The 25,993-nt window shown below is 38.7% G+C and carries 29 protein-coding genes and 1 pseudogene; 17 read left to right on the top strand and 13 right to left on the bottom strand.

All coding sequences use genetic code 11. The features are described from left to right. Positions 1-59 precede the first annotated feature (59 nt). The 6 genes from ACXACJ_RS14660 to panC are packed head-to-tail and all read right to left on the bottom strand — an operon-like array spanning position 60 to position 4,658. Complete coding sequence (locus ACXACJ_RS14660) at positions 60-1,199, bottom strand: acyl-CoA dehydrogenase (protein WP_475135214.1); 1,140 nt, start codon at positions 1,197-1,199, stop codon at positions 60-62. Positions 1,200-1,253: 54 nt separating this feature from the next. Further along, positions 1,254-1,952, bottom strand: coding sequence for a zinc metallopeptidase (locus tag ACXACJ_RS14655; RefSeq protein ID WP_475135213.1), 699 nt, complete (start codon positions 1,950-1,952; stop codon positions 1,254-1,256). Positions 1,953-1,958: 6 nt separating this feature from the next. After that, a complete protein-coding gene (rfaE2, locus tag ACXACJ_RS14650; RefSeq protein ID WP_475135212.1) occupies positions 1,959-2,441 on the bottom strand; it encodes a D-glycero-beta-D-manno-heptose 1-phosphate adenylyltransferase in 483 nt (160 codons plus the stop codon). After that, positions 2,419-3,420: a lysylphosphatidylglycerol synthase transmembrane domain-containing protein gene (locus ACXACJ_RS14645; protein WP_475135211.1), complete on the bottom strand. Its 1,002-nt coding sequence runs from the start codon at positions 3,418-3,420 to the stop codon at positions 2,419-2,421. The genes rfaE2 and ACXACJ_RS14645 overlap by 23 nt, the downstream gene beginning before the upstream one ends. A gap of 15 nt (positions 3,421-3,435) precedes the next feature. Then, the gene (gene panD / locus ACXACJ_RS14640; RefSeq protein WP_475136785.1) at positions 3,436-3,783 is read right to left on the bottom strand and encodes an aspartate 1-decarboxylase; all 348 of its coding nucleotides are present in this window, start codon (positions 3,781-3,783) and stop codon (positions 3,436-3,438) included. 26 nt (positions 3,784-3,809) lie between these two features. Then, a complete protein-coding gene (gene panC / locus ACXACJ_RS14635) occupies positions 3,810-4,658 on the bottom strand; it encodes a pantoate--beta-alanine ligase (RefSeq protein ID WP_475135210.1) in 849 nt (282 codons plus the stop codon). Positions 4,659-4,789: 131 nt separating this feature from the next. On the opposite strand from panC, the gene ACXACJ_RS14630 reads away from it, so the two are divergent. The 3 genes and pseudogenes from ACXACJ_RS14630 (at position 4,790) to glmS (ending at position 8,768) form a co-directional block, all read left to right on the top strand. Then, on the top strand, positions 4,790-5,602 hold the full coding sequence (locus ACXACJ_RS14630) for a glycogen/starch synthase (protein ID WP_475135209.1): 813 nt from the start codon (positions 4,790-4,792) through the stop codon (positions 5,600-5,602). Next, positions 5,586-6,887, top strand: coding sequence for a DUF4270 family protein (locus ACXACJ_RS14625; RefSeq protein WP_475135208.1), 1,302 nt, complete (start codon positions 5,586-5,588; stop codon positions 6,885-6,887). Before ACXACJ_RS14630 ends, ACXACJ_RS14625 begins: the two co-directional genes overlap by 17 nt. 44 nt (positions 6,888-6,931) lie before the next feature. After that, positions 6,932-8,768: pseudogene (gene glmS, locus ACXACJ_RS14620) on the top strand (glutamine--fructose-6-phosphate transaminase (isomerizing)). Between the two features lie 47 nt (positions 8,769-8,815). On the opposite strand, the gene ACXACJ_RS14615 reads toward glmS, so the two are convergent. Then, positions 8,816-9,478: a 3-hydroxyacyl-CoA dehydrogenase family protein gene (locus ACXACJ_RS14615; protein WP_475135207.1), complete on the bottom strand. Its 663-nt coding sequence runs from the start codon at positions 9,476-9,478 to the stop codon at positions 8,816-8,818. 50 nt (positions 9,479-9,528) lie between these two features. On the opposite strand from ACXACJ_RS14615, the gene ACXACJ_RS14610 reads away from it, so the two are divergent. The 3 genes from ACXACJ_RS14610 (at position 9,529) to ACXACJ_RS14600 (ending at position 11,755) form a co-directional block, all read left to right on the top strand. Beyond that, positions 9,529-9,912, top strand: a complete 384-nt coding sequence (locus ACXACJ_RS14610; protein ID WP_475135206.1) for a RidA family protein — start codon at positions 9,529-9,531, stop codon at positions 9,910-9,912. Between the two features lie 82 nt (positions 9,913-9,994). After that, positions 9,995-11,509, top strand: coding sequence for a glutamate--tRNA ligase (gene gltX, locus ACXACJ_RS14605; RefSeq protein WP_475135205.1), 1,515 nt, complete (start codon positions 9,995-9,997; stop codon positions 11,507-11,509). Between the two features lie 24 nt (positions 11,510-11,533). Then, positions 11,534-11,755, top strand: coding sequence for a hypothetical protein (locus tag ACXACJ_RS14600; RefSeq protein WP_475135204.1), 222 nt, complete (start codon positions 11,534-11,536; stop codon positions 11,753-11,755). Positions 11,756-11,774: 19 nt separating this feature from the next. Here the strand turns inward: ACXACJ_RS14600 and murQ are convergent, their stop codons facing one another. After that, on the bottom strand, positions 11,775-12,581 hold the full coding sequence (gene murQ, locus ACXACJ_RS14595; RefSeq protein ID WP_475135203.1) for an N-acetylmuramic acid 6-phosphate etherase: 807 nt from the start codon (positions 12,579-12,581) through the stop codon (positions 11,775-11,777). 45 nt (positions 12,582-12,626) lie between these two features. On the opposite strand from murQ, the gene ACXACJ_RS14590 reads away from it, so the two are divergent. Next, positions 12,627-14,174, top strand: a complete 1,548-nt coding sequence (locus ACXACJ_RS14590) for a M20/M25/M40 family metallo-hydrolase (protein WP_475135202.1) — start codon at positions 12,627-12,629, stop codon at positions 14,172-14,174. Between the two features lie 7 nt (positions 14,175-14,181). Here the strand turns inward: ACXACJ_RS14590 and ACXACJ_RS14585 are convergent, their stop codons facing one another. Beyond that, positions 14,182-15,015 carry an N-acetylglucosamine kinase gene (locus ACXACJ_RS14585; RefSeq protein ID WP_475135201.1) on the bottom strand — a complete coding sequence of 278 codons (834 nt, stop codon included), beginning with the start codon at positions 15,013-15,015 and terminating at the stop codon, positions 14,182-14,184. Between the two features lie 172 nt (positions 15,016-15,187). Between ACXACJ_RS14585 and ACXACJ_RS14580 the strand changes: the two genes are divergently transcribed. Then, entirely contained in the window at positions 15,188-15,961 is a 774-nt protein-coding gene (locus ACXACJ_RS14580) for a zinc metalloprotease (RefSeq protein WP_475135200.1), read from the top strand. Positions 15,962-16,101: 140 nt separating this feature from the next. On the opposite strand, the gene ACXACJ_RS14575 is transcribed toward ACXACJ_RS14580, so the two are convergent. The 3 genes from ACXACJ_RS14575 to ACXACJ_RS14565 all read right to left on the bottom strand — a co-directional run bounded on the left by ACXACJ_RS14575 (position 16,102) and on the right by ACXACJ_RS14565 (position 17,629). Next, positions 16,102-16,476 (bottom strand): hypothetical protein, encoded by a 375-nt coding sequence (locus ACXACJ_RS14575; RefSeq protein WP_475135199.1) that lies wholly within the window; start codon positions 16,474-16,476, stop codon positions 16,102-16,104. Between the two features lie 195 nt (positions 16,477-16,671). Next, complete coding sequence (locus ACXACJ_RS14570; protein WP_475135198.1) at positions 16,672-16,908, bottom strand: cytochrome b5 domain-containing protein; 237 nt, start codon at positions 16,906-16,908, stop codon at positions 16,672-16,674. Positions 16,909-16,918: 10 nt separating this feature from the next. Next, positions 16,919-17,629 carry an RDD family protein gene (locus tag ACXACJ_RS14565; RefSeq protein ID WP_475135197.1) on the bottom strand — a complete coding sequence of 237 codons (711 nt, stop codon included), beginning with the start codon at positions 17,627-17,629 and terminating at the stop codon, positions 16,919-16,921. A gap of 45 nt (positions 17,630-17,674) precedes the next feature. On the opposite strand from ACXACJ_RS14565, the gene ACXACJ_RS14560 reads away from it, so the two are divergent. The 9 genes from ACXACJ_RS14560 to ACXACJ_RS14520 all read left to right on the top strand — a co-directional run bounded on the left by ACXACJ_RS14560 (position 17,675) and on the right by ACXACJ_RS14520 (position 24,632). Then, positions 17,675-18,643, top strand: coding sequence for a stage II sporulation protein M (locus ACXACJ_RS14560; RefSeq protein ID WP_475135196.1), 969 nt, complete (start codon positions 17,675-17,677; stop codon positions 18,641-18,643). Continuing rightward, a complete protein-coding gene (locus ACXACJ_RS14555) occupies positions 18,621-19,523 on the top strand; it encodes a hypothetical protein (RefSeq protein WP_475135195.1) in 903 nt (300 codons plus the stop codon). Before ACXACJ_RS14560 ends, ACXACJ_RS14555 begins: the two co-directional genes overlap by 23 nt. Next, a complete protein-coding gene (locus ACXACJ_RS14550; protein ID WP_475135194.1) occupies positions 19,504-20,220 on the top strand; it encodes a hypothetical protein in 717 nt (238 codons plus the stop codon). The genes ACXACJ_RS14555 and ACXACJ_RS14550 overlap by 20 nt, the downstream gene beginning before the upstream one ends. Further along, positions 20,217-21,425 (top strand): DUF4350 domain-containing protein, encoded by a 1,209-nt coding sequence (locus tag ACXACJ_RS14545; RefSeq protein WP_475135193.1) that lies wholly within the window; start codon positions 20,217-20,219, stop codon positions 21,423-21,425. The genes ACXACJ_RS14550 and ACXACJ_RS14545 overlap by 4 nt, the downstream gene beginning before the upstream one ends. Positions 21,426-21,437: 12 nt before the next feature. Next, positions 21,438-22,415: an AAA family ATPase gene (locus tag ACXACJ_RS14540; RefSeq protein WP_475135192.1), complete on the top strand. Its 978-nt coding sequence runs from the start codon at positions 21,438-21,440 to the stop codon at positions 22,413-22,415. Then, positions 22,415-23,377: a DUF58 domain-containing protein gene (locus ACXACJ_RS14535; protein ID WP_475135191.1), complete on the top strand. Its 963-nt coding sequence runs from the start codon at positions 22,415-22,417 to the stop codon at positions 23,375-23,377. Before ACXACJ_RS14540 ends, ACXACJ_RS14535 begins: the two co-directional genes overlap by 1 nt. A 109-nt stretch (positions 23,378-23,486) precedes the next feature. Beyond that, positions 23,487-23,747 (top strand): hypothetical protein, encoded by a 261-nt coding sequence (locus ACXACJ_RS14530; RefSeq protein ID WP_475135190.1) that lies wholly within the window; start codon positions 23,487-23,489, stop codon positions 23,745-23,747. A 1-nt stretch (position 23,748) separates the two neighbouring features. Beyond that, on the top strand, positions 23,749-24,150 hold the full coding sequence (locus tag ACXACJ_RS14525) for a hypothetical protein (protein WP_475135189.1): 402 nt from the start codon (positions 23,749-23,751) through the stop codon (positions 24,148-24,150). Further along, complete coding sequence (locus ACXACJ_RS14520; RefSeq protein WP_475135188.1) at positions 24,150-24,632, top strand: hypothetical protein; 483 nt, start codon at positions 24,150-24,152, stop codon at positions 24,630-24,632. The genes ACXACJ_RS14525 and ACXACJ_RS14520 overlap by 1 nt, the downstream gene beginning before the upstream one ends. Here ACXACJ_RS14520 and ACXACJ_RS14515 read toward each other — a convergent pair. Continuing rightward, positions 24,629-25,816, bottom strand: coding sequence for a PHP domain-containing protein (locus tag ACXACJ_RS14515; RefSeq protein WP_475135187.1), 1,188 nt, complete (start codon positions 25,814-25,816; stop codon positions 24,629-24,631). The genes ACXACJ_RS14520 and ACXACJ_RS14515 overlap by 4 nt on opposite strands. Positions 25,817-25,993: the final 177 nt, after the last annotated feature.

Genomic DNA, 25,993 nt, shown 5'->3' with positions numbered 1-25,993 from the left:
AAAAATGACCATTGGTAATATTTAATATACCAATGGTCATTCATTTGGAATATTTCTAATTATTTAATTAGTTCTCTTGAGATAACAATCTTTTGGATTTCAGAGGTACCTTCATAAATCTGAGTGATTTTTGCATCTCGCATCAAACGCTCTACATGGTATTCTTTTACATATCCATATCCACCATGGATTTGTACAGCTTCTACCGTAGTGTCCATCGCCACTTGTGATGCGTACAATTTAGCCATGGCGCCAGCCTTAGCAAAATCCTTTTTCTGGTCTTTTAAGTAGGCAGCCTGAAGGCATAGTAAACGAGCAGCGTCAATTTGAGTGGCCATATCGGCTAGCTTAAATTGAATAGCTTGGTGTTGACTGATTGGTTTGCCGAAAGCTTTTCTTTCTTTTGAGTAAGCGAGAGCCAATTCATAAGCACCAGACGCAATACCTAAAGCTTGAGAAGCGATACCAATTCTTCCTCCGTTCAAAGTAGACATCGCGAATTTGAAGCCGAATCCATCTTCTCCAATACGATTTTCCTTAGGTACTTTTACATCGGTAAACATTAGGGAATGGGTGTCAGAGCCTCTAATGCCCAGTTTGTCTTCTTTTTTACCAACAACAAAGCCGTCCATGCCTTTTTCAACAATCAAACAGTTGATTCCTTTATGGCCTTTTTCTTTGTCGGTTTGAGCAATTACCAAATAAATCGAAGCTGAATTTCCATTTGTAATCCAGTTCTTAGTTCCGTTTAGAAGGTAATGGTCTCCTTTATCTTCAGCGGTGGTTTGTTGAGAAGTGGCATCGCTACCTGCTTCTGGTTCAGAAAGACAGAAGGCGCCAATTTTTTCACCTGTAGCGAGTGGTTTTAGGTATTTCTCTTTTTGTTCTTCGGAACCATATTTTTCAAGTCCCCAGCAAACCAAGCTATTATTAACCGACATACAAACTGATGCTGATGCATCTACCTTGGAGATTTCTTCCATGGCCAATACGTAGGAAATGGAATCCATTCCCCCTCCATTATACTTAGGGTCAACCATCATTCCTAAGAAGCCGAGTTCGCCCATTTTTCGGATTTGCTCAGCTGGGAATTGTTGTTTTTCGTCCCTTTCTATTACTCCTGGAAGAAGTTCAGTTTGTGCGAATTCTCTGGCGGCTTGTTGAACCGCTAGTTGCTCTTCGGTTAATTCAAAATTCATACTCAATCAATTAACTAACGTTTGTTAGGCAAATGTAATAAAATTGAGCAAACGTTAGTCTCTACTTCCCATGAACATTAATAAATAGTAGAGCAACATAGCCAAGGAGCCAAGTGCTGCCACTAAATACGTTCTTGCGGCTGCTTTCAAAGCGTCATCCGCCATTTCATGTTCCTGAGAAGTAACAATGCTTCTGTTTTCTATCCAAGCTAAAGCCCTATTCGTAGCGTCATATTCCACAGGCAGTGTAATGAAGGCGAATAAAGTAAAAATGAAATAACACCCAATGATGATTGGTAGAGCTAATGAGAATGAAAAAGCATGCATAAAGAATGAGCCAAAGAGAAGGGCTAGAAATATCATGTTCATGATTTTTCCGCTGGCATTTTGGATTGGAACCAAAGCCGATCTCATCTTTAGTGGAGCGTAAGCTGTAGCGTGTTGAACTGCGTGGCCGCATTCGTGTGCCGCGACAGCCGCTGCCATCACTGATCTTCCGTTATACACCTCAGGGCTTAAATTCACAGTTTTATCTGCCGGATTGTAGTGATCGGTTAATCTGCCTTGAACAGAAACCACAGAAACGTCATGAATTCCATTGTCTCGAAGCATAAGCTCGGCAACTTCTTTTCCTGAAAGACCAATTTGAAGACCTACTTGTGAATATTTCTTGAATTTTCGCTTCAAGCTATTCTGAACCAGCCAGCTTACCAGCATGATTCCACCAATGAGAATATAATATTCGAAATACATATTTTTCTAATTTTTTAGTTTCTGAATTAAGTTGGTGGTAGAGTAGCCTTCTACCAAATCTATGGTTTTTACTTCTCCACCGTTTGCCATTACGACATCTGCTCCTACAATGTTTTCGAGATTGTAATCGCTACCTTTTACGAGAATATCAGGTAATAAAAAGCTGATGAGTTCTTTAGGTGTGTCTTCTGAAAATGTAGTTACGCCATCCACAAAAGCCAATGCTGCCAGCATTCTTGCTCTGGCATATTCTGCATTAACTGGTCTTTCAGAGCCCTTTAATCGTTTTACAGAATTATCATCATTCAACCCAATCACGAGTTTGCTGCCTAAAGCATGGGCTTTTTCCAAATAATCTATATGACCAAGGTGAAGAATATCGAAACAACCGTTTGAGAAGACTACCTTTTCTCCTTCTTTTTGCCAAGCTTCAACCTGTTTTTTAAGGTCTTCGCGCGACATGATTTTATTCTGGGTTGGTTTCGACATTTTTAGGTTTGACATAATTAATTAAAATTAGGCTTATCAGCCCAAGTATAACCACAGTTATAAGTTGGGACGTATGCAAGATAAACGCAAAAATCTCGCCTTCGCTAAGTCCAATGCCATAAAGTAATAGAAGTTGTGACACAAAGGCATGAAATGTTCCCAGTCCGCTTTGTGAAGGCATGGCCATGCCAAAACTACCTGCAACAAGAATAGCTAGTCCTGCCATTGGTCCAAGAGCTTTGGTTTCTTCGGAACCAAAAGAAATTACATACAACATTAAAAAATACAGTCCCCAAATACCAACAGTATATACCCAAAATAGGAAAGGGCGCTTAATGTTGCGGATACTCAAAACACCTTGATATCCATTCTGAATGAGATCCCTAATCTTAGTGATGATTTTGTTTGATGATGGTTTCTTAGAAAGAATTAAAAACCAGAAAGCGTAAATGGCAAATGCTGCACATATAATCAAAATCCACCAATACGACACCAAGAATGCATTAATGAGTTGTGTGGCGTCAGTAAAGTATGAACTCAACCTTGAAAATTCTGCCAAGAAGACGACTGCCGTTAAAATCATAAGAATGATTAAGTCGATCAGCCTTTCTGTGACTACTGTTCCGATAGCAAAAGTTAAAGGGACGTTTTGCTTTTTGTTTACGATGCCGCATCGGGTAACCTCTCCTAGGCGAGGGATGACCGTGTTGGCCAAATAGCCAATCATCACGGCTAAATAATTGACCTTTATCGAAGTCTTTTTTCCTGAAACATCAAGAAGTTGACCCCAGCGAAGTGCTCTTAACAAATGGCTGAAGAAAGACAGGAGAATGCTGAGCAAAATCCACCTGTAGTCAAAGCGCTCTAAGTAGGCTTTGGTTTTCTCCATGTCTATATCCCGATACAAATACCAGAAAATGAGACCGGAGAGCCCAATGGCCACCAGTAATTTGATAACGTCTTTGAATCTAACAGTCAATCGCTAAAGGGTTAATCAGGAAATTTGATTGTTGACGTCAGGGAAAATGATTTTTGGCTTGAAGGTTTTGGCTTCTTCATAATCCATAATTCCGTAAGAGACGATAATGATGATGTCCCCAACTTGAACTTTTCTGGCTGCTGGCCCATTCAAACATACCGTTCCGCTGCCTTTTTCTCCCTTAATTACGTAGGTTTCAAAACGCTCTCCGTTATTTACGTTTACGATTTGAACTTTCTCGTTTTCAATGATTCCAGAAGCTTCCATTAACTCTTCGTCTAGCGTAATGCTACCGACATAATGCAATTCTGCTTGGGTTACTTTAGCCCTGTGAATCTTTGATTTAAATACTTCTATCTGCATACCTCCTCCAAAATGCGAGCGCAAAGCTAATAATTTAAAAGTAAGTTGTCTATCAACCTCACTTGTCCTATTTCTGCTGCTATGCACATCGCTATGGTTTCTTGATTGCTAAAGTGCGAAATGGGAGTAAAGTTCTTTGTTTCAACTACTTCAAAATATTCCAATTCCAAACGTTCACTTCTCTCAAAAAGTTCTTTTGTTTTGGATTTGACTTCTTCAAGCGTTATGCCAGATTGTAGATTAGTGGCGGCCGTTTTTAGTGCTTGTGAAATTAATGCGGCATGTTCTCTGTCCGCTGGCGAAAGTCTTTCATTTCGCGAAGACATGGCCAAACCGTTGGCCTCTCGCATGGTAGGCACCATGTTTAGTTCTATAGGAAATGAAAGTTGCTGAACGAGTTTCTTGATGATGAAGAATTGTTGGATGTCCTTTTGTCCAAAAAAGGCAATATCTGGCTGAAAAATATTGAACAGTTTGGATACAACTAGTCCAACACCCCTAAAGTGCCCTGGGCGGAATTTGCCTTCAAGTTCACTTTCTAATTTGCCAAAGCCAATTGAAAGGTCGTGTTCGAAGGGGTATATCTCTTCAACAGGAGGTGTAAAAACTATATGGCAACCAGCTTTTTCTAAAAGATTTAGGTCTTTCTCAATGTCCCTTGGGTACTTTTCCAGATCGGTTGGGTTGTTGAACTGGGTTGGGTTAACGAAAATGGACACAGCCACTATATCTGCGTTTTCTAGTGCTGTTTTTACCAAAGAAAGGTGCCCTTCGTGAAGTGCGCCCATTGTGGGTACGAGCCCGATTCGCTTATCTGATAAGCGATTTTTCTTTAGTTCAGCCCGTAAATCTGATGTGTTTTTAAAGACCTTCATCCAAGCGCGAAGATTAACTTAATTAACGCTTATTAACAACGGTTTTTTTGATAAATCAAGGTTTTTTCAGGAAAATGGAGTATTTTTGTGCTCCTTTTCTAAATGAAGGTGTCATTAAATTTCCTTTGAATATGTCAAAATTTCGAATTCTTTACGTAGCGAGTGAGATCAATCCATTCCTAGAAACATCGGCTGTGGCTGATTTTGTAAGAAAACTTCCCCAAGCCATGCAAGAGCGTGGTATGGAGATTAGGATTTTGGTTCCTCGTTTCGGGTTAATCAATGAAAGAAAGAATAGATTGCATGAAGTGGTTAGGCTTTCTGGAATTAACATTTCAGTGGGTGATGAAGAAAAGCCTTTGGTGATCAAAGTGGCTTCTATTCCGAATGCAAAGCTTCAGGTGTATTTCATTGATAACGAAGATTACTTCCATAGAAAGTCTGTATTCTTTGATAAGGAGAACAATTTCTACGCAGACAATGATGAGAGAGCAATTTTCTTCTGTAAAGGAGCGTTGGAAACTGTGAAAAAGTTAGGTTGGGCTCCTGATATCGTGCATTGTAATGACTGGATGACCAGTTTGATTCCGATGTACTTGAAAACTACCTACAAAAACGATCCTATGTTCCAAAATACCAAGTCGGTATTTACCATCTATAACAATGCATTTTCGCATCAATTCGATGCCGATTTGCTTGATAAAGTGAAGATGATGGATATTGATGACAGCATGTTGGAGCATTTAAAAACAGCTGACTTTGCCGGTTTCATTAAAACTGGAGCCGAGTATGCCGATGCTGTAATTAAAGCAGAGGATGATGCAAATGAAGGTTTAAATGACTTGATCGATGAAGTTGAGAAACTTAAGAAAGTTGAAACAATCGAACAAGGTGATGATTTCTTAGACTCTTATTATAACTTATATAATGAACTTGTTGGATAAGATTAAAAGTATTGGGGCCTTAACTTTAGGCCTCATTCTTTTTAATTCTTGTGAGGAGAATGGCGATTTCGGTTTCGATTCTGATGATGTCGCTCCTGTAGAATTTTTAGTTGAAAATGTGGACATAACTTCTTCTGTAGTTGCCCTCAACTCCATGTTTTCTTACAATTTAACAAGAGGGATTGTTGGCGATTTGTATAGCCCAAGCTTTGGAACAGTAAAAGCTACTAGTTATGCTAAATTGAACCTAAAGCGAAGTTCATTAACGTCTCTTTCGAGCAGTGCTGTTTTGGATAGTGCAAAATTGAGTATAGGTTTTGTGTCCATGTATAATGAGGATTTACAAAACCTAGAATTGTCTGGTTATAAAGCGGCTGAAGAAATAGAAGATACGGTTCATATCACTTCGAACTCTACTGCCGTTTCAGAAGAGCTAATTTTTACAGATATTCTTTCTGTGTCTAAATTGGATTCTACTTACTCTATAGATGTAGAAATGGCTTGGGCTCAAAATATCTTTAGCTTACTTCAAAGTGATGCAGAAGAGGTCAAAGATCAAGATGCATTTGAGTTATATTTCCCTGGTATTGTTTTTAAAGCAGAAGATAACTTAAATAATACTTTCACATTAAAATTAGATGGTACTGCTAAAATAACACTTTATTATCGTTCTCCTAGTAGTGCTAGTTCCTCTGATCTGGTAGCGAAATCCCATGAGATGACAATCGGTGATTTGACTCACTATTATGGGTTAGAAGTGAATAGAGAAAGTTCGGAATTAGAACTGATCACAGAAAAAAATACAGAATATGAGCCAGCTTCAGGATTAAGATATGTGGAAGCTGGAGTGGGGGTTCTTACAAAAATCAACATTTCCGATTTGGAGAACTTCGCTTCTCAAAACCCAGATATTATTGTGAATAGTGCTCAAGTTACAGTTGGTCCAATCGAAGATTTGGGCGATGGAGAAACCCCGCCAGCGGCACTTTCTCTATTGTTAACGGACGAAGAGAATACGAGAATTGGAGATGGAGCTAATTATAGGTCCATTCAACAGGATGGCGCAAATCCTATTTTGTCCGCATCTCCTTTAAGATTAGTTTATAATGAAGAAACAAAAACCTATTCAGCTTCAATTTCTTCATTTGTTAATTCTTATTTTGGAAACTATTTCAGAAGGAATCAACTTTTCATTTATCCAAGTTCGTCTAGTACTACATTAAATCATATGGTCTTTTCACCAGAGAATATTTCACTCAAAATATTCTATTCTAAGCTGAAATAGAGAAACCTATTCTTTTATATTTACCCTCATAAAACTTTTAAAATATGTGTGGAATTGTTGGCTACTTAGGTCATAGAGAGGCTTATCCCGTTATTGTCAAAGGTTTGCAACGTTTGGAATATCGTGGTTACGACAGCGCAGGTGTTGCCTTAATTGATGGTGACCTAAATGTTTACAAGAAAAAAGGCAAAGTAGCCGATCTTAATTCTTTTGTTGAGGGTAAGAATCTAAAGAGCAACATAGGGATTGGACATACACGTTGGGCTACTCATGGAGAACCTAATGATAAAAATGCTCACCCACATTTATCTAATTCTGGAAAGTTTGCAATGATCCATAATGGTATTATTGAAAACTACGCGGCCTTAAAAACGGATTTGATTAAGAAGGGCTATGAGTTTAAAAGTGATACCGACTCTGAAGTTTTTATCAATTTCATTGAAGACATCTATTTAAATACTGGGGTTACTTTGGGTGAAGCTGTTCGTTTGGCTTTAAATAAAGTAGTTGGAGCATATGCAATTGCGATCATTTCGTATGAAGATCCAAATTTGATGATTGCCGCTCGTAAGGGGAGTCCTCTTGTAGTTGGTTTGGGTAAAGATGAATTCTTTATCGCTTCTGATGCTACTCCGATCATAGAATACACAAATGAGGTGGTTTATCTTGAGGATCAAGAAATTGCAGTGATAAAAGATGGTAATCTTACCATTAAGAATATCGCAGATGTAGAGATGAAGCCATATGTTCATACTCTTGATCTAGAGCTTGAGGCTATAGAAAAAGGTGGGTATGAGCACTTCATGTTGAAAGAAATTTATGAGCAGCCAAGATCAATTGGAGATTGCTTAAGAGGAAGACTTCAGGCCAATGAAGGAAAGTTGGTATTGGGAGGTCTCTCTGATTATGTTAATAAAGTTTTGAATGCCGATCGAATTCTGATTGTGGCTTGTGGTACCTCATGGCACGCAGGTTTGGTGGCTGAATATATTTTCGAAGAATTCTGCAGAATTCCTGTTGAAGTAGAGTATGCTTCTGAATTCAGGTATAGAAATCCAGTAGTTAGCGAGAAGGATGTGGTGATTGCAATTTCTCAATCAGGAGAAACTGCAGATACATTGGCCGCCATTGAGTTGGCTAAGTCTAAAGGGGCAACCATTCTTGGGGTTTGTAACGTAGTAGGGTCTTCTATTGCAGAGATCAACTCATGCAGGTTCTTATACCCATGCTGGACCAGAAATTGGAGTAGCAAGTACTAAAGCCTTTACTGCTCAAATCTCAGTGCTTACTATGATGGCATTGATGATTGCCGAGAAGAAAGGTACAATGTCAGATAGTCTGTATAGATCTATTTTGGTTGAGTTGGAGTCTATTCCTCAGAAAGTAGAGAAGGCTTTGAAACTGAATGATCAGATTGAATATATCTCCGATAAGTTTAAGGATGCAAGAAACTTCTTGTACTTAGGAAGAGGATTCAATTTTCCTGTGGCATTAGAGGGGGCACTTAAGCTTAAAGAAATTTCCTATATCCATGCTGAAGGTTATCCTGCTGCAGAAATGAAACACGGCCCTATTGCTTTGATCGATGAAGAAATGCCCGTAGTTGTTATCGCAACCAGAGATAGTAGCTACGAGAAAATCGTTTCTAATATTCAAGAAGTTAAAGCTAGAAAAGGACAAGTGATTGCTGTGGTTACTGAAGGTGATACTGAAATCCCTAAAATGGCAGATCACGTAATTGAAGTTCCTCATGTGCATGACGCTTTGATGCCGCTTGTTTCGGTTATTCCTTTGCAGTTATTGTCTTACCACATTGCGGTAATGAGAGGTTGTAATGTGGATCAGCCTAGAAACTTGGCCAAATCGGTTACTGTAGAGTAATTTGAGAGTAGATATAATATTTAAAAAGGGGCTAAAAGCCCCTTTTTTTATTTCTGCTGCAAATAACTCTTCTTCAACAAAGGGCAAATTTTATAACGCTCCTCCTTCGTGTCCTCGTAGAGTGCTTCTAGTGTTTCGTATATGTGGTTTAATCCAATAAGGTTTGCCCATTCAAACGGTCCGTATGGATAGTTTGTGCCTAATTTCATTCCTGTGTCAATGTCATTGATAGAAGCAGTGCCTTCTTGTAGTGTGTAGAATGCTTCGTTAATAATCATGAAAATGATTCTTGGGGTTACCATTCCAACGCGGTCGTCTACAATTTGAAAATCAGTATCAAGTTCGGTACAGATATTTCTTAGATTTTCCAGAGAACTTGGTTTAAGTGCACTTACTTCTAAAACTTCTCTATTCAGAAAAGTGGGTAAGCCATTGAAACCGTACAGATTGCACTCAATCTCTTCTTGATAATAGGCCATTTCTGTAAGCGATATCTTTGGTGCATTTAAGAATACATTCAAACCGTTGTATGGAGCAAAAATTTCGAACTGTTCTGGGCTATCTCCAATAAAAAAGTCAAAAACACAGTCATATTCAGTTAAGTCTGTTTCAAAATCATAATCTGTTTCAAAGCGGTATTCATGATTCGCTGAAAATTTCAGCTTAAACTCTTCAATATTCTGCTCGTAACCGATGACTAGGATTTTCATAAATGTGTATTTTGCCCTCAAAATTATTTATTAAATCAAACAATCCGAATATGGGTAAGACAATCATTAACAGTGCGGATGCTCCTGCTCCAATTGGGCCTTATAGTCAGGCGGTTAAAGCAGGAAATACATTATATATTTCAGGCCAAATTCCTTTCGATCAAGCTACAGGCGAAATGATCAATGAAAATATCACTGAAGAAACCCATCAAGTGATGAAAAACATTGAGGCTATTTTGTCTGCCGCAGGCATGACCTTCTTTAATATTGTAAAGTGTTCAATCTTCATCAAAGACATGAATCAGTTTTCCACTATAAACGAGGCTTATGGTGTGTATTTTAAAGAAAATCCTCCGGCAAGAGAGTGCGTAGAAGTAGCGCGTTTACCAAAGGATGTCAACGTAGAGATTTCTTGTATAGCTGTAGAAGCCTAACTGTTAACAAATTAAAATCCCTTTGCGCTTTTTTAGTGCAGGGGGATAGTTTTGTTTAATTTTGCCGCCTAATTAAAATCAGATGAGCGTAAGAGTAAGATTTGCCCCAAGTCCCACAGGAGCTTTACATATCGGAGGTTTGAGAACGGCCCTCTACAATTATTTATTTGCGAAAAAGAATGGAGGTACTTTCATTTTGAGAATTGAAGATACCGACCAGTCGAGATATGTTGAAGGAGCAGAAGAATACATCGTAAACGCGCTCAAATGGAGCGGAGTTTTGCCTGATGAAGGCCCTCAACAAGGTGGAAAGTATGGCCCTTATCGCCAGTCTGAAAGAAAAGACCTTTATAAGCAATATGCCGACCAACTTATAGCTGAAGATAAAGCATATTACGCTTTCGATACTCCTGAAGAGCTTGATGAAATGCGTGAGCGTTTAAAGGCTGCTCGTATGGCAAATCCACAGTATAATGCCATTAGTCGGAACCAAATGAAGAATTCTTTGACACTTTCTGAAGAAGAAGTACAGGAGAGATTGAATTCTGGTGAACCTTACGTGATTAGGTTTAAAATGCCTAAACATGAAGATGTTCGATTTAAAGATATTGTAAGAGATTGGGTTGTGGTAAATACCACTACGCTTGACGATAAGGTTTTGATGAAGTCGGATGGCATGCCAACCTACCATTTGGCGAATATTGTGGATGATCATTTGATGGAAATTACCCACGTAATTAGGGGAGAAGAATGGTTGCCTTCTGCACCACTTCACGTTTTGTTATATGAAGCTTTTGGATGGGAAGCACCGCAGTTCGCTCACTTGCCATTATTGTTAAAACCTGACGGAAATGGAAAGTTGAGTAAAAGAGCTGCCGATCAGCTAGGTTTCCCGATTTTTCCATTGAACTGGGTCGATCCAGCTTCGAATGAACTTTCTAAAGGCTTCCATGAAAATGGATACTTGCCTGATGCATTTATGAACTTTCTGGCTCTTTTGGGCTGGAATCCCGGAACTGAACAAGAAATTTTCACAATTGATCAGTTGATCTCTTCATTTTCTTTGGAAAGAATTAACAAAGCAGGTGCTCGTTTCGATATTGATAAAGCGAAGTGGTTCAATCAGCAGTATTTAAAGACTAAATCGAATGAGGAATTGGCACAAATGCTGATGAATCAGAGCGACTTAGAAGGTGATGAAAGTACATTGGCGGCTATTGCAGGATCAATGAAAGAAAGAATAACTTTTGTTTCCGATATTTTGACAGAAGGCGCTTTCTTCTTTTCTGCCCCTGAAGAGTATGATGAAAAAACTGCTCGTAAAAAATGGACTGCTCAAGCTGCTGAAAAACTTCAAGGCTATTCAGGTCGTTTAACCGAATTCGCAGAAATTTCACCAGAAGAGGCCAAAGAGGTATTGGTTAAATATTTGGAAGAAGATGAAACGCCAATAGGAAGAGTAATGCCAGCTTTGAGACTTTCTCTTACTGGAGCAGGTGGAGGTCCAGATTTAATGGAAATTATTAGCATATTGGGGCCTGTAGAATCGGCAGATAGAATCAAAAAGGCTATTGCTGCTCTACCTGTTAAGGAATAGAACTTTCAAATTAAAATTGAGCTTATGGCGAAGAAAAAAGAAAGTAATAAAAAGGACGAAAAACCTCGCGTGAATAAAGAACTCGATGGTTTAGAAATTCAAATCGATTCGTTCGGTGAAATTCGAAACACACTTTCTATCGATAAAATCAATGAGTTTTTGAATAAAAACGTTGATGATAAAAAGTTGAGAGATCGAGATGATTTGGGCGAACTGAAAGGTGAAAATTCAGACGAAGAGGAATAAAAATGACTCCTGAGGCAACTCAGGAGTTTTTTATATAATCAATTACTTTTCTTACCGAACCGTGCTTCTTCAATAATTCTTCCGCTACAGATTTTTCTACTTGTAGCATTTCCATAATCATTTTTGTACCTCGATCTACAAGTTTATTGTTAGAAAGCTGCATGTCAACCATTCGATTGCCTTTTACCCTTCCAAGTTGAATCATTACGCTTGTACTGATCATATTTAGCACCAACTTTTGGGCTGTTCCTGCTTTCATTCTGGTGCTGCCAGTTACAAATTCAGGCCCTACAATCGGTTCTATCGGAAACTCCGCTTCCCAAGCTAATGGGCTATCGGGATTACAAGCAATACAGCCTGTAAGAATTCCGTTTTCCTTTGCTGTTTTAATACCGCCAATCACGTAAGGAGTTCTCCCCGAAGCAGCAATTCCAATTACCGTATCCTTATGATTGATCATATGTTCTTGCAGGTCTTTCCAAGCTTGGTTTGGATCATCTTCAGCAAACTCTACAGCTTTTCTTATGGCTCCATCGCCTCCAGCAATAATACCGACTACCATACCATGTTCAACACCATAGGTCGGTGGGCATTCAGAGGCATCTACCACGCCCAGTCTTCCGCTGGTGCCTGCTCCAATATAGAAAATGCGGCCTCCTTTTTGCATCCTCGGAACAATTTGAGAAACTAAAGCTTCGATCTGCGGAATTACCTTTTCAACGGCTAAAGGAACACTCTGATCTTCCCTATTAATGTTGGTTAAAAGTTCTTTTATGGATTGATTTTCTAAATGATCGTAGTGAGATTCTGACTCTGTAATATTCATTTTATGTATTTTAGCCCATTCTATTTCGACCTAAACTTACGTTTTATGAAGTTGATTTCCATTCTTCGATTCGTCTTAATCTGCTCAATTATGGGCATTTTCCAATTTACATACGGACAAAAACTGACTAATTACGAATTGGATTCCTTAAGCGCCAACCAATCAATTATTGCTTTAAATGGTGAATTGAAGAGCTTTTTGAGCATTCCTAATAATGCTCAGAACGAAGATGACGTAATTAAAAACCTAGCCTTTTTGAAGGAGGCATTTGAAAAACGAGGGTTTGTTACTCAGAATTTAGAGACATCGAGTAGAACGGCATTTTTTGCAGAGCGAAAGACAGCGAATGCTGAGAAAACCATTCTTTTTTATATGCATTTCGATGGCCAGCCTGTGGATACTACGCAATGGAATCAGCCTAATCCTTATGTACCTGTTTTGAAGAGAAGAATTGAAGGTGCATCTGATTGGGAAATTATAGATTGGTCCGAAGCGTCAGATGGTTTTGATGACGATTGGAGGATTTTTGCTCGTTCGGCATCGGATGATAAATCGCCAATTATCATGTTTTTGTCTGCTATAGATGTTTTGAATGAAAAAGGAATTGAGCCGGATTTCAATATAAAAGTGATTCTCGATCCGGAAGAAGAACAAGGTTCTATTGGTTTGCCAGGAGCGGTCAAAAAATATAAAGAAGAACTCGCGGCAGACCGAATGGTGATTTTTGACGGCCCAATGCATGATTCTAATTTGCCAACTTTGGTTTTTGGCTGTAGAGGAATTGCAGAAATAGAGCTTACGGTTTATGGCCCACGAACTCCACAGCATAGCGGGCATTTTGGGAATTACGCTCCAAATCCGGCACTCCGCCTGTCTCAACTTTTGAGTTCTATGAAAGATGATGGTGGCCGGGTTACCGTGGCTGGTTTTTACGATGGAATAGAATTGAGTTACGGTGTAAAAGCCATTTTAAGAGCAGTTCCCGATGATGAAAATCAGATCAAGAAAAGGGTTGGTATTGCCGAAGCTGATAAAGTAGGAACTAATTATCAAGAGGCTATGCAGTACCCTTCTTTGAATATTCGGGGTATGAGCTCGGGTTGGGTAGGGGATGAGGCCAGAACCATCGTGCCCGATAAGGCTTTGGCCACCTTAGACATTCGTTTGGTGCCAGAAACTGATGGTGCCCGCTTGGTTTCTTTGGTGAGAAATCATATCGAAGAGCAGGGTTACTATATTATTGAAGAGCGAGAACCCACGGAAGAAGAGCGTATGAAATACAGCAAAATCGTCCGATTTGATCATGATCCGTCATCAATGTGGAAAGCATTTTATACGCCTTTGATTTCTCAAACGGGATTATGGCTCTATAAAACTTTGAGTGAAGCTCACCAATCTAAAGTTGCTCGAATTCGTTTGGCAGGAGGTTCCGTGCCTATCGCATTTTTTGTGCAGGAATTGGATATTCCAGCTGTGCTGGTGCCTTTGGTAAATCCAGACAACAACCAACACAGCCCTAATGAAAATCTAAGATTGGGCCATTTTAAGAATGGCATTAAAACTGCTTTGGCCATTCTCAATTCAAAACTTTAGCAGCTTTTTATTGATGAAATAGTGTAAGACCAGCTATAGGATGCTCAGTAATATGCTTGATATATATGCCTTTATCCACAGCTACTTTCCTCAATACATTGCTGAAATAATAGGCCACTGAGCCCGTGAAATGGACAGGTACTTTTTGATAACCCTCGTATTTGGCTACGTTCTTTTCAATAAAAACGGTAAAGGCATTGTAAACGAGTTGGTAGAGGTAAGGCTCATTGATGTGTTCGCCTATAAATTTGGCAAAAGTAGCCAAAAAACGCCCAGGCATAGGCTCTTGATAAATCTTGGTGAGAAAGCCATCTTTTGTAAGTTGAAATCTTTCTTTGAAGATTTTTCTTAAATGTTCAGGCATATCCTTTCGGTAATAATCCGTCACAAGAGTTTTTCCCAGATAAGTTCCTCCTCCCTCATCGGCAATGGCCCAGCCTAATGAAGGCACATTTTCGGTTATTTTCTCTCCATCGTAAAAACATGAGTTTGTTCCTGTGCCAATAATGCAGGCAATTCCCTTTTCTTTTCCGCACAGCGAACGAGCAGCAGCTAATAAATCATGATTTACATCAACCTGAGCGGTTGGGTAATATTTACTTAAAAGCTTAGCTATTTTCTCCCGGTTGGTTCCTGATGAACAACCAGTTCCGTAGTAATAAATCTTATCTATGGCTTGAGGAAGTTGCCCATGAAGGTCTTGTATCACCAAGAGCATTTCTTCGGAAGTTTGATAATATGGATTGATGCCTAAAGTTCTGGCTTGTTCAATTTCTCCATTTTCATCAATCAGCCGCCAATCTGTTTTTGTAAAACCGCTATCTGCTATCAGTATTTTCACTTTCTCGATATTTAAAGGGCTTCAAAAATAGCAAAACACTTCATATTTGATTCCTTTGGCAGTCTAAGTTCTCTGCGAAAACGTAGGTATATCTGAGAATTGGGATTGAAGATCTCAATGAGACAATGGTTATGTTACGCAACAAACAGAATATTTTCAAAGTTTAGTGATTATGAAATTCTACAAAACTTCGATGTACTTATTGCTGGCTTTTACGCTCTCAATCTCAGCGTGTAATGTCGGTGGAGATGATGATAGCCCTATTGATGGACCAGGAGCAAATTTGAATTTGGGGATTGTAGGTGAATCAGCTCATGATTTACTTTCTGACGAAACTTACACCAAGCTTCAGATCGAATTTATTTACGCAGCGGGTTATGAACCACCTTCACAAAGTATCAACTATCTCAAAAATTTCCTGTCAAATCTGCTCAATAAACCTCAAGGGATTAACATAAGTGTTCGCGAAGTGGCTGCTCAGGGTAAAGAAGCTTATAGCATTTCTGACCTTAAATCTCTGGAAGCCACCAACAGAACATTTTATACTGAAGGTTCTACCATAAAAGCATATTTCTATTTTGCTGATGGAAATTATAGCGAGAATGAGAATGTATTGGGGATTGCCTATAGAAATACTTCGATGGTGCTTTTTCAAAAACGTATTGAAGAACTTTCAGGAGGTTTAGGACAGGCATCGACTGAGTTACTGACTTCATCGGTATTGGCTCATGAATTTGGCCATATTTTGGGCTTAGTAAATACAGGAACTGAACCTCAAAGTGATCATCAAGATGAGCCCAATGGACACCACTGCGATGTTACGGATTGTTTAATGTATTATGCTGTTGATTCTTCCGCGGGTTTAGATGATTTAGTTGGTTTAAGTTCTCCCCCCGATTTAGATGCCCAGTGCAAAGCCGATTTAAAAGCTAATGGAGGAAAATAATGTGAAGAGGCCGCCCGAAAGTTGTTCAAGGATTCTTTAATCGAAATTCCTTTAAACTTTCAGGCGACCTCTCACCAAAAATTAACCCTAACTATAAACTGTATTTTGAGCTGAAAAGCCGACCAAGCTTTTCTTTTACCTTATTCTGAAATTCTGTAATACTTGCTTCCGAGCGATTCTGTTAAGAAATCGGCTTTATTAACCAATTGTCTTAATCCTTCACTTTTAGCAGGATTGCCCTCTTCGATTAACTTTCCTTCAGCATCAAATACTTTAACCAATTCAGTATTTGTTTCTTCCATTTCCATGTAAACTTCTTCCATTACGTTGAAGTCATCATCCATTGAAAGATCTGCTTCAATTTCAGAAATCAATTGAGCTTCTTCTTTTGAAATCAACCTTCTGTTTGATTCATTCGATTTAACCGAACTCGCTTGGAATAATGTTACTGCCGCTAAAGCTATTGCGATAAGAGCGCTTAAATTTTTTTGAGTTTTAACCTTTGAGCTATTCATGACCGTGTTGTTTTAGAGTTTCTGACCTTTTATTAATTGACCTGTAAGCTTTTATCCAATGGATGTGCCAATGTTTGTAAGTTGTTGATAGTCAGTGGTGAATGTTTGGTTTTGAAAAAATAGGTCGAAAATTGTGTCACGAAAACGTACACCTTTCGATCACTTATAGCACACAAATTGCGCGAAATGGAACACTCAAGATTTGAGTTTTCCTATGATGGGGAATTTATCAAAAACGGAAGCATTATGAGGAGCATCAGGAAGCTCGTGAGTTAAATCCTGACCTGCCCAATGTTCGTAATGTTTGCCGTTGCGCCAAAGCCTAGAGGCTCCAACATCGTAAATATTGCCTTGATAGGCAATCCAGATTTCCTCTCTGTCTTGACCATTTCTTAAAGCGAGTTGAGCAGACGAGTATTCTTTTTCAGGCATTTAGCAAAGGCTATTTTGAAACGTAGTAGGCGTTATCTCGCACAAGCGTATAAAGGAACTTAACGGTTGGCAAGTCGCTCTGAATCTCGTATTTCTCCTTTAGTTTCATTTCCAAAATGGTGATTGGCTTTTGAACCGCATCATCGCGATACGCCTTAAGAGCGTCTTTGATGATGTTGATTTCTTGATCGGAAATAAGGCTGGCACTTGGGAAAACGGGCTCGTAAGTTTCGTCAACTTTTTGAAGAATGGTTTTATTTCGGATGTTGGTAGCCGTAACTTTTTTGATTTTCACTACCGTGGTTCCGGCCAGTAAATCGCCAATTCTTTGCCCTTTTGGAGTAACTACAATAATTAACACAGCCAATCCGGATATAAAAAAATCGATGGGTTCGAGTAACCATCTCAGAAAATAAGAAGCTACTGAAGGTTGGCTTCCATCCAGTTTCACCACGCGGATTTTCATTACGTTCTTCCCTACGGTTTGACCGTTGAACAGTAATTCAGCAAAAAATCGGTACAAATACCCTAAAATCACTAGCGATATAGAAATTGCAGCAGGAACACTGCCGCCTACAAAACCAATTATCGAAAAAACGATAATATAAAAGCTGAATACAATGACTAAATCAATGGCAAAAGCCACCAATCTATCGCCAATTCCAGCAAGTGGATATTCCAGTTCTATATTTTGAGTGGTTTGAACACTTACTGTTTGCATAAGAAGTATAATTGAATAATTTTCTGCTTTAATTAAATATATCAGATGAGGGAATCTGCTTTCGTAAAGGCAAATATAAATAAATGGGAAAAGTTCGAAAGCTTGATTACTTCAAAGCACAAAAAGAATCCTGATGAACTGGCGGATCTTTTTATCCATTTGACGGATGATTTAGCTTATGCCCGAACGCATTATCCCAATAGCGAGATTACTCAATATTTAAATGGTCTTTCCACCAAAGTTCATGCTTCTATTTACAAGAATAAAAAGCAGCAATCGAACCGCTTTGCTAATTTTTGGAAATTAGAACTGCCAAAGATCTTTTATCAACACCGAAAGGAATTTGGTTATGCGTTTATCATCTTCTTCATATCATGTTTAATAGGCGGCATTTCCGCTGCTAATGACGATACTTTTGTGCGTTTGATTTTATCTGATAATTATGTGGATAGAACTTTAGATAATATTGAAAGTGGAGAACCGCTTGGGATATACGGTAGTATGCCTCAGGTTGAAATGTTCTTTATGATCACTTTCAACAACATCCGTGTTTCATTTATGGCTTTCGCATTCGGGATTTTGCTTTCCGTTGGTAGCGTTTATTTGCTTTTCAGAAATGGCGTTATGCTGGGAGCATTCCAGTATTTCTTCTTTCAAAAAGGGCTTTTACTCACTTCGGTACTTACCATTTGGATTCACGGGACTATTGAAATTATTTCCATTGTTATGGCTGGTGGAGCAGGCTTAATTATGGGCAATTCTTTTTTATTTCCAGGTACTTATTCCAGAGGAGAATCTTTGCAGCGAGGTGCTTTAAAAGGAGCCAAGGTTGTTCTAGGTTTGGTACCATTGTTTATTACCGCTGGTTTTTTAGAATCCTTTGTTACTCGCTTATCAGGAATGCCGAATATTTTGAAAGCCGCAATTATTTTAGGCTCGCTGGCCTTTATGGTTTATTACATCATTATTTACCCGAAACGTTTATATGCAAATGGAGCATTTACCCAAGATTGAGTTTTATAAAAAGAGAGATTTTAGCAATAAGCTAAATGTAACATTTGCTTTCATCAGAGAAAATGCCTGGTCATTATTGAAAGTTCAGCTTTTAATTGCCGGACCAATCCTGTTGATCACCAATATGCTGTCTTTTCAGTTTCAAACTTCCTTTATGGGAAACCCTATGGAAGCGGTTCAGGATCCTGGTTTTCTCTCGGATTTTTTTCTTGGCTATGGCGTAATACTGATAGGAGGCTTAATTAGCGCCTCTTTGTTGCCTGCGCTTACGTTTGGGTACATGAAAAGCTATATGAATACTCACCCAAGTGAAATCACAGTAGCGAAAGTAACCTCAGGAATGGGTAAAAGAGTATTGTTTATAGCCATCTTCAGTGTTTTAATGACGATATGTATCTTATTCGGAACGATATTTCTGATCATTCCAGGGGTTTATTTAGCTGTCGTTCTGTCTTTGGGATCGCCTGTAATTAGTTTTGAAGACACAGATTCCTTTACCGCATTTGGCAGGTGTTTTACATTGATTAAAGATAAATGGTTTAGCACCTTAGGTTTGATTTTTATAGTGACGATTATTGGTGGATTTATGAGCTTGGTATTTTCCTTGCCACAAACCATTTTTTATTCAATTTGGACTTTTTCTTCTATAGATCAAGATGGTGGATTGAATGCTGTAGAAATGCCTTCATACGCTCAGGCTCTGAATATCATTTTCGCATTATTAAATTCATTTGGAGCAATTATTTCATATTCTGTGATTTACATCGCTTTGGCCTTTCAGTATTTCAATTTGGTTGAAAGAAGAGAATCTAGAGGTTTGATGTCGAGAATTGAAGCAATGGATCAGGTTAAAGACGAAGATGAAGGAGAAACTTATTAAAGCTCTTTTTTACATACTGGTTTTCATTGGTTGGACTGTTCCCTCATTCGCGTATCAGTCTACGGATAGTTCTGCTCATCGGATAGATTACACAGAAAGGTCCTACGATCAGCAAAAGCTAAAGGAGCTTCGGGCTGATGAAACCTTTCAATATGAGGTTTATAAAGAAAGACAAAAGGGCGCTTTTCAGCGCTTTATAGAGAGGATTCAAAGGTGGTTTTTTAGCTTGATCGGATCTGGAGCAGCATTAACCTTATGGGGAATCCTCTGGAGACTGATTCTTGTTGCGGCATTCATTTTGCTCATTATCAAAATTTTTGGAATAGAAACATCTTCTATTTTTCAACCAGCCAAAGCGCATAAAAAGGCTTTTAAGATTGACGAAGAATCTTTAGATGACATCAACTTTGATGAAGAACTCCAAAAGGCATTTCAATCTAGTCAATGGAGCCTAGCCATTAGGCTCATTTATCTTTACTCACTAAAACACTTGGCCGATACTGAAATGGTTTTGGTGAAGAAGGGAAAAACAAACCAAGAATATTTGTACGAAATCAACAAGCCCGAGGTGCGCGAGAATTTCTCTGGCTTGAGTTTCTTGTTCGATTATACTTGGTACGGTCATTTTGAGGCGAGTCAATCTATGGCTGACAAAGCGAAGAAGTATTTGGATCAAATTTTAGCAACAAAGGCATGAAAGGCGATAGAAAATACCTCTATATTCTGATTGCTATTTTAGCCATATATGTGGTTTATGAACTTCAGAAACCGAAAGAAGTGGACTGGTCTCCAACACTTCATTACAGAGATAAAATACCTTTTGGAACTTATGTGATGCACAATTTGGTGGCCGATATGTTTCAGGATAATAAGGCTGCGCATGAATTCAATACACTTTATGCCTCGCTTCACGATAAAGGTGTAGAAGGGAATCACTTGGTTTTGGCCTCTGAAATTCAATTAACCGATTTAGATTTCGAAGCCTTACTCAATCATGTTGATCAAGGAAATACAGTGCTCTTGGTGGCTAGTGCGTTCAGCGGAACTCTGGCCGATAGTCTTGATCTTGAAATGGGTTATAGAGAAGAATTTCTAACTACGAGTGTGACCCAAATTCAAAATGCATTGGCTGGGGAATTAAGAGAAACCATAACCCTTAATTTACCAGAAACGACTCGAAAATTTGAATTTCCTTCAATTGCGGTTTCGGGTTACTTCAATCATTACAGTGATTCATTATGGCATTCCATGGCTCAAAATGAGGATGGAAAATCTATGCTGTTGAGTTACAAAGGTAATTCGAATGGACATTTACTGGTGTCTACTATGCCGCTGGCATTCACAAATTACTTTGTGTTGAATGAGGAAACCTCGGCTTTTTCTTCAGAATTGCTCAGTTTTTTTCCTGAAAGCGAAAAGCTCACGCATAATGAATATTATCAGCTGGGTAGGTTAGAAGCTTCTTCCCAAATACGCTACTTATTGAGTCAGGAGGCGCTCCGATGGGGCATTGGTTTACTGATTTTAATGATGCTGGTATTTATGGTTTTTGAAGCGAAGCGAAGACAGCGCATCATTCCTATTATTAAGCCTCTTCAGAATACAACTCTCGAGTTTGTTAGTGTTTTGGGTAGGCTTTATTATCGCCAGCAAAATCATAGCAATTTGGCCAAAAAGCGAATTCTTTATTGGAAGGATTTTGTGAGAAGGCATTACAATTTACGAACCGACCGATTGGATCAAGAGTTTGTTGCTGAGCTGACTTTGAAAAGCGGAAAGCGCCAACAGTCAATTAAGGCTATTGTTGATTTGGCAAGTCAAGTGGAGAGTGGGGAAGCTTTAGGGGAAGGAGAATTGATGGTGCTGGAAAAATTATTAAACGAGTTTTACGATATTAATTAGATAGAATAATTCATGGAAAACGAACAGGAATTCCAAAACAGAATCGATCTTACGGGATTAAAAGATGGCGTTGAGCGCATTAAGGCCGAAATTTCCAAGATTATTGTGGGGCAGCCCAAAATGATCGATCTTATACTGACTGCCATTTTAGCCGATGGACATATTCTTTTAGAAGGTGTACCAGGCGTAGCCAAAACCTTGGCTTCTAAATTGGTAGCAAGAGGTATCACCGCAGACTTCTCCCGAATTCAATTTACGCCCGATTTAATGCCTTCGGATGTTTTGGGAACTTCTGTTTTCAACATGAAAAGCTCAAATTTTGAGTTTAAACAAGGCCCTATTTTCTCAAATATTGTGTTGATCGATGAAATCAACAGAGCACCAGCAAAAACCCAAGCAGCACTTTTTGAAGTGATGGAAGAAAAGCAGGTTTCTGTTGATGGAACAACCTATAAAATGGAAGAACCTTATCTTGTTTTGGCTACTCAAAACCCCATAGAACAAGAAGGGACTTACCGCTTACCTGAAGCTCAATTAGATCGTTTTCTATTTAAAATTGAAATTGGTTATCCTTCATTGGAAGAAGAAACCGAGATTTTAATGCGTCAATCGGCTAATATTTTGGCAGACTTAAACCAAGTGACAGCGGTTCTTTCAAAGGCTGATATTTTGGCTTATCGCGAAACGGTTAAGCAAATTTTGATTGATGAAAAGTTGCTGAAATACATTGCCGAAATTGTACATAAAACCCGTGGCGACCACGCCATTTATTTGGGTGCTTCTCCAAGAGCTTCTTTGGCCTTGCTGAATGGAGCTAGAGCTTTTGCAGCTATTAAAGGTCGTGATTTTGTGACACCTGATGATATTAAGTTTTTGGCACCGTCAGTGCTCAAACATCGAATTTTACTGACTCCAGAAAAAGAAATGGAGGGAGTAACAGCCGATGAGGTAGTCAATCAGTTGGTGGCTAAAATTGAGGTGCCTCGCTAATGAATTTTTGGCGTTCATTCTATATCAATAATCGTTTCTTCTACATTGCAGCAGGCTTTGTATGCCTGTTTGTGGTTTCTTACTTTTTTCCGGTATTGCTGAATATTACCTCAGCAATATTCATGGTGTTTTTGTCGGCTTTTGTGCTCGATTTCATTTTGCTCTACCGAGTTAAGAAACCAATTTCTGCACTTAGATCGTGTGCCGATAAATTTTCAAACGGTGATGAAAATGAAGTGAAAATTACCTTGGAATCTTTTTATCCCATGGCGATGAATTTGAAGGTAATTGATGAAATGCCATTCCAATTTCAGGATAGAACCACTCAATTTAACTTCGCGATTAAGCCTACGGAAACCAAGGTGATCACCTATATTCTTCAACCTAAAAAGCGAGGAGAATATGAATTCGGAAATATCAATGTGTTTGCAACCTCCGTTTTAGGGTTGGTTAAAAGAAGAACAATCCTTTCTTCCGAACGAACCGTTTCCGTGTATCCCTCCTTTATTCAAATGCGGAAATATGAATTGCTGGCTATTTCCAACCAACTTCAAGAGTTTGGAATAAAGAAGGTGAGGAGGATTGGTAATAACATGGAATTTGAGCAGATCAAAAACTATGTTATTGGCGATGATTATAGAAAATTGAATTGGAAAGCTACCGCCAGAAGGTCGGAACTTATGGTGAACCAGTTTCAAGATGAACGTTCACAGCAAGTTTATTCCGTAATCGATAAAGGGCGCATGATGCAAATGCCTTTTGAAGGTATGAGTTTATTAGATTATGCTGTAAACGCGAGTTTGGTGATTTCTAACATTGCTTTGAAAAAGGGTGATAAAGCTGGTGTTGTTACCTTTCAGCATAAGGTAAATTCCATATTGCCTGCTTCGCGAAGAAACATGCAGCTCAACTTGATTTTAGAGCATTTATATAAGCAAAAGACAGCTTACAAGGAGTTCTGATTTTTCGAAGCTTTATTTAACACTAAAGCACAAGCTTACACAACGTAGCCTAATTTTACTCTATACCAATTTTGAATCGCTTTCTTCCTTAGAAAGGCAATTACCCCATTTGAGAAGAATCAGCAAGCAGCATTTGTTGGTTTGTATTCTTTTCGAAAATACTGAAGTGGACTCTCTGATTCAGTCGCGAGCCGATAATCTGGAAGAAGTTTACACCAAGGGTATTGCTGAACAATTATCCTATGAGAAAAAGTTGATCGTAAAGGAATTGCAGATGCACGGGATTCATGCACTTTTAACTCGACCAAAGGAATTGAGCATCAACACCATCAATAAATATTTAGAATTAAAAGCCAGAGGGTTGATTTAGTATGAAAGGGAAGTACATACTGATTTTCGTAGTTGCGGCTATGGTTGCTGGAATGCTTTATAATTCTTTATCTCAACCAGGAGTTTCAGATTTAAAAGGAGATTTCAAGGAAGTTGCCATGTATCGCAACGAAAACAATACTGGCCCAATTCAGCGGATTTATGCGGTAGCCGTTACCGATACTTTATGGAAAGAAATGCAGCAATACGGTGACTTTATGCCTTACACCAAGCTGGGAAACACCAAGGTTTACTTCTTTAAAACAGGCTTTCCAACTCCCCAGAAATTATCATTACAAAATCCGCATTTTGCTCAAGAGTTTAATTCCGCTTGCCTAGGGCTTTATGAAAAGAACGCGTCAGGACTGGTGTATTTTTCGAAGTATCCTATGAAAGCGGAGTAATGGAAAAGTACTTCAACTCTATGAGCGATTGGGACATGTTCCTTTTTCAAACCCAAGGGTTTTGGACTACGTTGTTTTGGTCGCTCTTGGTTGTGCGCTTGATCCTTAATTGGTTGATTTATGACTTGATAGACTCAGGTCTTGTACATCCAAATATTCCGAAATGGCGAACCATCGTGCCCCAATCTTATGAAGAAATTGAAAGACTAAAAAGAACATACCCAAAACTTAAAAATCCAACCATTGATGGAGGCGATGATTATCGTGGTTTTGAACTTTTGGCCATTGCGATTTTCACACTATGGTGGGGAAAGGATTTAGGAGATACGCCAAAGTCCGTTAGGCTGAAAAAGATTGCTAACATTCTTAATCTCATTTTTATCCCCTTTTTCATTGGGGTCGTGATTCTATTTTTTCATTTACAAGAAGCCAATATGATTTTAGAGCACGTAAAAAAGGATTGGTTTTATTTCTTGAATTAATGTTGAATAGGCTGTGTCCAAGCGCATTCAAAATCCCCTTCTTTAAATGGATTTTCTTTCAGTTTGGAAGAAGTGATCTTGGTTCGGACAAAGAGTAAATCGTTATCCATTTTGAATGATGCTTTGTTTCCGTTGATAGAATCAAACACTTCTGAAACTTCGCTTCCTTTTTTTACGCCAATGAAATCTATTCTGTAGGTAATACCATCTTCTGGTTCTATTTCTAATTCAATTTTGCCATTGCTTTGACTTAATTTTCTTAAAGTGACGCCTGTACTGGCATAAAAATCACCTGCTTCCATGGCTTGAATTAAGGTTTCAGCATCCAATGATTTGGCATTCACCATTACCCAACCACGGCCACTGTTGCTGTATTGACCACCAAACAAATGATAGTTGTGACTATCATCTGTCGCGAGACCATACATTATCGGTTGGTTTCTGTTTAAATAGGCAATGTTGATTTGGTCCCACATTTCTTCCGTGCTCATTCTTGCAGAATCACCATAATTATTCACATAGGGATGCCCGTTGAAAACTTCGAAAAACCTTTCCCCTTTCAGTGATTTCATGTCTTCTACCGAAATTCCCCAGCCAAAATTGGGGTGGTTGATGTGAGGCATTATTGCTTTGCCAGTTGCTTCTCGTTGCTCTAAAACCGCATTGATATTGTTTTGAACAGTTTCTGCAACGCTATTTCCATGCCTTGGCCCAATCAAAGATTGAACGTTGGTGGCATTCATGTGAATAGGCTTTCCTTCAAAGCCATCAGTAATTTCTTCCGCTTGAATAATGAGGAATTCGCCCTCTTCTTCAAACAAAGGTTTATACTCTGATTGTGTCTTAAGTTTTACATTGTAGCCGGTACTATCATGGGTGTACTTAACCCAATACTCTCCGTACTTGCTTAGGTAATCTTCGAATGCTTTTTCATAAATCATGCTTCTTGGTATCTTTTTCCATTTTTCAACATCAGCTATAATGTTGTGCTCAGTGAGCGCAACAAAATCATAGTTGTGAGATTTATACCAATCGAGTACCATTTCTGGAAAACCATCTCCATCGCTCCAGTAAGTGTGAGTATGTAAATTGCCTTTGTACCATTGCGTTTCTTCTTGGTTTTGACAGCTGCAAAACACAAAGATTAGGGTTAAGATGAAAATCGATTTGATTAGGTTTTTCATATATAAAAAGTTGAATGTGATGGCGCTTTCTGAAAAGTTTACAATTATTTTACCTACTGGTAGGGTCAATGCTAACGAATGCGTAACATATCTAAAGTGCTTATCTATAAGTAGTTTAGTTAGGAAAGTACTATTTTATTTTAATGACCCAGCAAAAAGCCCTCTCATATACGGTGA

The sequence above is a fragment of the Roseivirga sp. AWQ4_251 genome, assembly GCF_056158225.1.
Note: the sequence above shows the minus strand (reverse complement) of the source record. Positions and strands in the feature narration are given on the sequence as shown.

Excerpts from the sequence above, each read along its gene's own strand:
- ACXACJ_RS14525 (WP_475135189.1), top strand. The coding sequence starts at position 23,749 with ATGAAAGGGAAGTACATACTGATTTTCGTAGTTGCGGCTATGGTTGCT.
- ACXACJ_RS14535 (WP_475135191.1), top strand. The coding sequence starts at position 22,415 with ATGAATTTTTGGCGTTCATTCTATATCAATAATCGTTTCTTCTACATT.
- ACXACJ_RS14555 (WP_475135195.1), top strand. The coding sequence starts at position 18,621 with ATGGAGCATTTACCCAAGATTGAGTTTTATAAAAAGAGAGATTTTAGC.
- ACXACJ_RS14615 (WP_475135207.1), bottom strand. The coding sequence starts at position 9,478 with ATGAAAATCCTAGTCATCGGTTACGAGCAGAATATTGAAGAGTTTAAG.
- ACXACJ_RS14580 (WP_475135200.1), top strand. The coding sequence starts at position 15,188 with ATGAAATTCTACAAAACTTCGATGTACTTATTGCTGGCTTTTACGCTC.
- ACXACJ_RS14625 (WP_475135208.1), top strand. The coding sequence starts at position 5,586 with ATGAACTTGTTGGATAAGATTAAAAGTATTGGGGCCTTAACTTTAGGC.
- panC (WP_475135210.1), bottom strand. The coding sequence starts at position 4,658 with ATGAAGGTCTTTAAAAACACATCAGATTTACGGGCTGAACTAAAGAAA.
- ACXACJ_RS14655 (WP_475135213.1), bottom strand. The coding sequence starts at position 1,952 with ATGTATTTCGAATATTATATTCTCATTGGTGGAATCATGCTGGTAAGC.
- ACXACJ_RS14590 (WP_475135202.1), top strand. The coding sequence starts at position 12,627 with ATGAAGTTGATTTCCATTCTTCGATTCGTCTTAATCTGCTCAATTATG.
- ACXACJ_RS14660 (WP_475135214.1), bottom strand. The coding sequence starts at position 1,199 with ATGAATTTTGAATTAACCGAAGAGCAACTAGCGGTTCAACAAGCCGCC.
- ACXACJ_RS14515 (WP_475135187.1), bottom strand. The coding sequence starts at position 25,816 with ATGAAAAACCTAATCAAATCGATTTTCATCTTAACCCTAATCTTTGTG.
- rfaE2 (WP_475135212.1), bottom strand. The coding sequence starts at position 2,441 with ATGTCGAAACCAACCCAGAATAAAATCATGTCGCGCGAAGACCTTAAA.
- panD (WP_475136785.1), bottom strand. The coding sequence starts at position 3,783 with ATGCAGATAGAAGTATTTAAATCAAAGATTCACAGGGCTAAAGTAACC.
- ACXACJ_RS14560 (WP_475135196.1), top strand. The coding sequence starts at position 17,675 with ATGAGGGAATCTGCTTTCGTAAAGGCAAATATAAATAAATGGGAAAAG.
- ACXACJ_RS14565 (WP_475135197.1), bottom strand. The coding sequence starts at position 17,629 with ATGCAAACAGTAAGTGTTCAAACCACTCAAAATATAGAACTGGAATAT.
- ACXACJ_RS14600 (WP_475135204.1), top strand. The coding sequence starts at position 11,534 with ATGGCGAAGAAAAAAGAAAGTAATAAAAAGGACGAAAAACCTCGCGTG.
- ACXACJ_RS14610 (WP_475135206.1), top strand. The coding sequence starts at position 9,529 with ATGGGTAAGACAATCATTAACAGTGCGGATGCTCCTGCTCCAATTGGG.
- ACXACJ_RS14520 (WP_475135188.1), top strand. The coding sequence starts at position 24,150 with ATGGAAAAGTACTTCAACTCTATGAGCGATTGGGACATGTTCCTTTTT.
- murQ (WP_475135203.1), bottom strand. The coding sequence starts at position 12,581 with ATGAATATTACAGAGTCAGAATCTCACTACGATCATTTAGAAAATCAA.
- ACXACJ_RS14550 (WP_475135194.1), top strand. The coding sequence starts at position 19,504 with ATGAAGGAGAAACTTATTAAAGCTCTTTTTTACATACTGGTTTTCATT.
- ACXACJ_RS14540 (WP_475135192.1), top strand. The coding sequence starts at position 21,438 with ATGGAAAACGAACAGGAATTCCAAAACAGAATCGATCTTACGGGATTA.
- ACXACJ_RS14545 (WP_475135193.1), top strand. The coding sequence starts at position 20,217 with ATGAAAGGCGATAGAAAATACCTCTATATTCTGATTGCTATTTTAGCC.
- ACXACJ_RS14570 (WP_475135198.1), bottom strand. The coding sequence starts at position 16,908 with ATGCCTGAAAAAGAATACTCGTCTGCTCAACTCGCTTTAAGAAATGGT.
- ACXACJ_RS14575 (WP_475135199.1), bottom strand. The coding sequence starts at position 16,476 with ATGAATAGCTCAAAGGTTAAAACTCAAAAAAATTTAAGCGCTCTTATC.
- gltX (WP_475135205.1), top strand. The coding sequence starts at position 9,995 with ATGAGCGTAAGAGTAAGATTTGCCCCAAGTCCCACAGGAGCTTTACAT.
- ACXACJ_RS14630 (WP_475135209.1), top strand. The coding sequence starts at position 4,790 with ATGTCAAAATTTCGAATTCTTTACGTAGCGAGTGAGATCAATCCATTC.